Annotated in this window: 6 protein-coding genes; 3 read left to right on the top strand and 3 right to left on the bottom strand. The window is 66.3% G+C overall.

Annotated elements, in window-relative coordinates; genetic code table 11:
• On the top strand, positions 1–979 hold a 979-nt coding region (dmeF, locus tag ACO6D5_RS21005), incomplete at its 5' end, for a CDF family Co(II)/Ni(II) efflux transporter DmeF (RefSeq protein ID WP_485826430.1).
• Here the strand turns inward: dmeF and ACO6D5_RS21010 are convergent.
• Entirely contained in the window at positions 976–1,830 is an 855-nt protein-coding gene (locus tag ACO6D5_RS21010) for an AraC family transcriptional regulator (RefSeq protein ID WP_485826431.1), read from the bottom strand. The two genes, dmeF and ACO6D5_RS21010, sit on opposite strands and share 4 nt — an antisense overlap.
• Before the next feature lie 133 nt (positions 1,831–1,963).
• Here ACO6D5_RS21010 and ACO6D5_RS21015 point away from each other — a divergent pair, with 133 nt between their 5' ends.
• Positions 1,964–2,509, top strand: coding sequence for a carboxymuconolactone decarboxylase family protein (locus ACO6D5_RS21015; RefSeq protein WP_315846309.1), 546 nt, complete (start codon positions 1,964–1,966; stop codon positions 2,507–2,509).
• A 47-nt stretch (positions 2,510–2,556) separates the two neighbouring features.
• Here ACO6D5_RS21015 and ACO6D5_RS21020 read toward each other — a convergent pair whose 3' ends face one another.
• Positions 2,557–3,519, bottom strand: coding sequence for a GlxA family transcriptional regulator (locus ACO6D5_RS21020; RefSeq protein ID WP_485826432.1), 963 nt, complete (start codon positions 3,517–3,519; stop codon positions 2,557–2,559).
• A gap of 104 nt (positions 3,520–3,623) precedes the next feature.
• On the opposite strand from ACO6D5_RS21020, the gene ACO6D5_RS21025 reads away from it, so the two are divergent.
• The gene (locus ACO6D5_RS21025) at positions 3,624–4,328 is read left to right on the top strand and encodes a GNAT family N-acetyltransferase (RefSeq protein ID WP_485826433.1); all 705 of its coding nucleotides are present in this window, start codon (positions 3,624–3,626) and stop codon (positions 4,326–4,328) included.
• Positions 4,329–4,370: 42 nt separating this feature from the next.
• Here the strand turns inward: ACO6D5_RS21025 and ACO6D5_RS21030 are convergent, their stop codons facing one another.
• Positions 4,371–4,988 (bottom strand): TetR/AcrR family transcriptional regulator, encoded by a 618-nt coding sequence (locus ACO6D5_RS21030; RefSeq protein ID WP_485826434.1) that lies wholly within the window; start codon positions 4,986–4,988, stop codon positions 4,371–4,373.
• Between the last annotated feature and the right edge of the window lie 207 nt (positions 4,989–5,195).

The raw sequence follows: 5,195 nt of genomic DNA on the forward strand, positions 1-5,195 counted from the left end.
CCCTCATCACGCCCTCCCTCCCGCCAATCACGACCACGTCTTCCTGGGCGCAGGCCATCGCCGCAACGAACGCAAGGTGTGGCTGGTCATCGCGCTGACCGCCAGCATGATGCTGGTGGAGATCATCGCCGGGACGCTCTACGGATCGATGGCGCTGGTGGCCGACGGCTGGCATATGTCCACACATGCGGGCGCCATGCTGATTGCGGCGCTGGCTTACGGATACGCTCGCCGCCACGCGACGGATTCGCGCTTCACTTTCGGCACGGGAAAGCTGGGCGACCTGGCTGCGTTCGCCAGCGCCATCGTGCTGGCGATGGTGTCGTTGCTGATCGGCTGGGAAAGCGCGGTCAGGCTGGCCGACCCGGTCGCCATCCGATTCGACGAGGCCATCGGCATCGCCGTCGTGGGACTCGCCGTGAACCTCGTCAGCGCATGGCTGCTGAAAGACGACAGCGACCATCACCACCACGCACACGCCGGCGGGCATCGGCATGACCACGCGCACGGCCACGACGATCACGCCCATGCCCGCCACGACGCGCGCGACAACAACCTGCGCTCGGCCTACATGCACGTGCTGGCGGATGCGCTGACCTCGGTACTGGCCATCGTGGCGCTGCTGCTGGGCCGCAGCTACGGCTGGTATTGGGCCGACCCGGTCATGGGCATTGCCGGCGCGCTGGTCATCGCGAATTGGTCATGGGCCTTGGTGCGCAACACCGGTGGCGCGCTGCTGGATCAGGTTCCTGGCGATGGCGACGTGGCGGACCGCATCCGCTCCGCCATCGAGGACACCGGCGCGCGGATCACCGACCTGCACGTCTGGCGTGTCGGCCCGGGCCACCACGCCGTCATCGTTTCGGTATCGGCCGATCACCCGCTGGCGCCTTCGGCCTACAAGTCGCGGCTGGCCCACCTGTCTGGCTTGTCCCACGTCACCATCGAAGTCGAACCCGCGCGGCCACTAGCGGCCTAGCGGTTCGCCACCAGCCATTCCCGCGGCGAGGCGCCCATCCGTTGCCGGAAAGCCTTGGACAAGGACGACGCGCTGGCAAAGCCCAGCTCGTCCGCGATCAGCTTCACGGGGCGGCCTGACCGCATCATCGATGCCGCCAGGCTCAAGCGCCAATCGGTCAGGTAGGCGGCCGGCGTCGTGCCTGTGGCGTCCTTGAAGGCCGCGGCGAACGCGCTGCGCGACATGCCGGCGATGGCCGCCATCTTTTCCAGCGGCCAATCGTCGCGCGGCGCCTGGTGCAGGGCCACCAGCGCCCGGGCCAGCTTCGGGTCCGCCAACCCCATCACCAGCCCACTGCTGACCCCGGCCTGCGCGGGGTGATCCAGTATCCACCGCAGCAACTGGATCAGCACCACTTCAAACAGCCGGTCGGCCAGCAGGCGCGAACCGCAACGCACGTTGTCCGCTTCGGCAAACAGCAGATCCAACGCGGGCCGCAGCCCGTCGACGGCGTTCAACGGCACGCGCAGCACCGGCGGCAAGGACTGCACGAGGGGATTGCGTTCGCCCCCGTCGAAATCCAGCGCCGCGCAGGTGAAGTCCGAACCGGCAACGGGCGGATTGATGAATTCGTGGTGCATGGCGCGGGGATAGAACAGCAGGGTCGGTTCGGTCAGCGTCATGCGTTGCGGGCTGGCCGCGCCAGGCAGGTGCCGGACTTCCATTTCGCCCTGCCGCAGCACATGCAGAAAGCCCCTGCCGGGCTGCGCCTCAAAGGTCTGGATACCGCAAAGCGCGCCTGTGTGGAACAGGCTGGCGCGCACCCGGAAGCGGTCCAGCAGGGCCGACAGGCGATCAACGGGGGCAAGCATCGGAGCATTCATGACTGGACGATAGGACAAGTTTTATGGACACAATAGATCCATACATCCAGGAATTGTACGTACGATTCCCTTAACCCGCCACTACCCGGCGGCGTCCCCTACCCGAACAGGAGTAATGACCATGACCCGCGTATCCCTCATCGATTCCAGCAACACCACCGCTGACCGCGCCGCGCTGCTGACCCAGATCCACAACGCCTTTGGCGCAACGCCCAACATGTTCAAGGCCGTGGCCAATTCGCCCGCCGCGCTGAAAAGCATGTGGGGCGCGTTCGGCGCGTTGGGCGGCGGGGTCATCCCGGCCAAGCTGGGCGAACAGATCGCCGTGGCCGTGGCCGACCGCAATGCTTGCGAATACTGCCTGGCCGCCCACACGGCGCTAGGCCGCAAAGCCGGCGCCAGTGCCGAGGAAATGTCGGCGGCCCAGGGCGGCCAAGCGACCGACCCCAAGACGGCCGCCGCCCTGCGCTTTGCCCTGCAGTTGGTCGAAGCACGCGGCCAGGTCAGCCAGGCGGACGTGCAAGCCGTGCGCGCCGCGGGCTTCAACGACGAAGCAATCGTCGAGATCCTGGCGCATGTGGCGCTGAACCTGTTCACGAACTATGTGAACGTGGCATTTGCCGTGCCGGTGGACTTTCCCGGTGTGAAGCTGCGCCGCGCGGCGTAAGCGCATGGCGGGACGCGCGCGTCGTCTGCCGGCTTGACGTGCCGGGATCACGCGCCGCGCAGTTCCCGCACTCCGCGCCCCAAGCGGCGGCGCAGCAACGTGCGCAACGTTGCGCCGTCGCCGTAGCCGACTTCGGCTGCGATGGCCTCGATGTTCAGCTTGCTGGTGCGCAACAAATGAACGGCGCGCTCCACGCGCAAGTCCTGCACATACGACAAGGGCGATTTGCCCAGCACGGCCTCGATTCGGCGCTGCAGCGTGCGCGTGCTGGTCGCCAACGCGACGGCGGCGGCATCCAGCGAAAAGCCTTCGGCCAGGCGCCCTCTTGCCCAATGCTCGAAGCGTTCGACCAACGGGTCCGCCCGGGCCAGATGGTCGGGAATCATGTACGGCGCTTGCGATGGCCGGGCATCCACCAACAGATAGCGGACGACCACGGACGCCAGGGCCGGGCTGGCCTGGTTCAACAGCCACAACGCCAGATCCAGGTGCCCCATCGCGGCGCCCGCCGTCGTGAATTCACCCGACGGCACCATCATGCGCGTGCTGTCCAGCCGCACGTCGGGATAGCGCTCGCGAAACAGCGGGGCCAGCCACCACGACGTCGTGGCCTCATGGCCATTCAGCAATCCCGATTCCGCCAGCACGAACGTGCCGATGCACGCGGCCGCGATCTTCACGCCGCTGGCGTGGCTGTCGCGCAGCAACGCCATGGCATCGGCCACGTCGGGGCGGGCCAGCGCCGGCAGCAATTGTTCCGGCATCTTGGTGGCGATGGCCGGCATGACCAGCCAGTCGGGCGTGCCCATGTCGGCAACGGCCTGCACGGGGACGCGCATGCCCAAGCCGGTGCGCACATCGGGGCGTACGCCCACCACCTTGACGTCGAACGGCTGCCCTTCGGCAGCCCGGTCCATTGCCGCCAGCTCATTGGCGGTGGTGAAGGCGTCAAGAATCGCTGACAGGCCGGTGTCGAAACAGCCCTCCAGGGCCAGCACGGTAATTTTCATGGCGGAAATGACTCGAAAAATGTCATTTACGACAATAGAACCATTGCGGTTTCCTGTCTACAGTAGGGCCCGTGACGCACCTGGCGCCAATTACCGGAACCCGTATGAATCCCTCCCCCTCCCATCCGCTCGACAACCCCGTGTGGAACGCACTGGGCGCGGCGCATGCCCCCTTGCGGCTAGGCGACGACCTGGCCTGCCGCTACCTGCCCGACGTGGCGCCGTTCGCGGCCTTGGCGTCCGAGTCGGCGCAGGCGTGGCAGGCGCTGGCGCAGCTTTTGCAGCCGGGCGAACAGGTCGCCGTCCTGGGCGCGGAACCGCAAGCGCTCGATGCCGGCCTTCGCACGCAGCCGATCGGCGTGCTGCATCAAATGACGGCGACGGTCACGGCAGCCGCCTGCGACGACGCCTGCGGCATCACCCTCTTGGGTAGCGCCGATGCGGCAGACATGCTGGAACTGGCGCAAGCGACCAAACCCGGCCCGTTCTGCAAGCGCACCCACGAAATGGGACGCTACATCGGCATTCGGGATCAAGGACGCCTGATCGCGATGGCGGGCGAACGGATGCGCCCGGAAGGCCACGTCGAGATCAGCGCGGTCTGCGTGGATCCGGCCTGGCGGGGCAAGGGCATCGCCGGCCAGCTCATCAAACGGTTGCAGGCCGGCATCCAGCAGCGCGGCGACACGCCCTTCCTGCATGTGCTGGCCAGCAACCACAACGCGATCGCCTTGTATGAACGCCTGGGATTCACCCTGCGGCGAACGTTCTTTCTGACGCTGGTCGGGCTGGCCGAACAGAACGTCTAGCCGGCAGCCGGACGCCCGCGCCTGGCTGCGGCCGCGCCGCGCTTATTCCTTGCTGCGCGAGGCGTCCCAGACCATCATCAGCTGCGTGATCGCGGCGTCGAAAGTCGGATAGCGCACGCCGTCGCGCGCCAGCGTGGACACTCCCACCAGGAACCCGTCAAACACGCAGGCCAGGGACCGGGCGTCCGTCGCAGCGGACAACTCGCCACTGGCAATGCCGCGTTCAACGCAATGGACGAAGCCCGCGCGGGTGCGTTGGCGCGACGCCGTCAGGGGTTTGGTGACGTCCGCATGCTCGGGCGTCGGCGCGCTCATGACGCCCAGCGCCACCATGCAGCCCTTGGGATGCCCCCGCTCGCACTGCATCTTCGACGATTGGCGCAACGCCAGTTCAACGGCATCGCGGGCGGGCATGACGTCGTCCCACAGGCATTCCGTGACCTGCGCATAGGTTTCCAGATAGCGCTGCACGGTCTCTTGGAACAACGCATCTTTCGATCCGAAGGCCGCATAAAAGCTGGGCGCGGAAATGCCGCCGCCGATGCCGGCCTTCAACTGGCTCAACGACGTGGATTCGTAGCCCTGTTCCCAGAATAGATGCAACGCCTGGTCGATCGCCTGGTCACGATCAAACGCGCGCGGCCGGCCCATCTGCGCCATATCAGACTCCTTTGATTACGACATCCATACTACTCGATACAAAAGTCATTGACAACGCGAAGGCTCGCGCCCTACATTTGTACCGATCGATATATAAATAGCCAGGCGTTGCCGACGGTCAGCCGTTGAGCCGTCTGCCCGATCGGTCCCGATTCATCTTCAAAAGGATTCTTGTGTGAACCATTCCCCGACTCAGGCCGGACAGCC

It is taken from the genome of Achromobacter sp. (assembly GCF_057314935.1).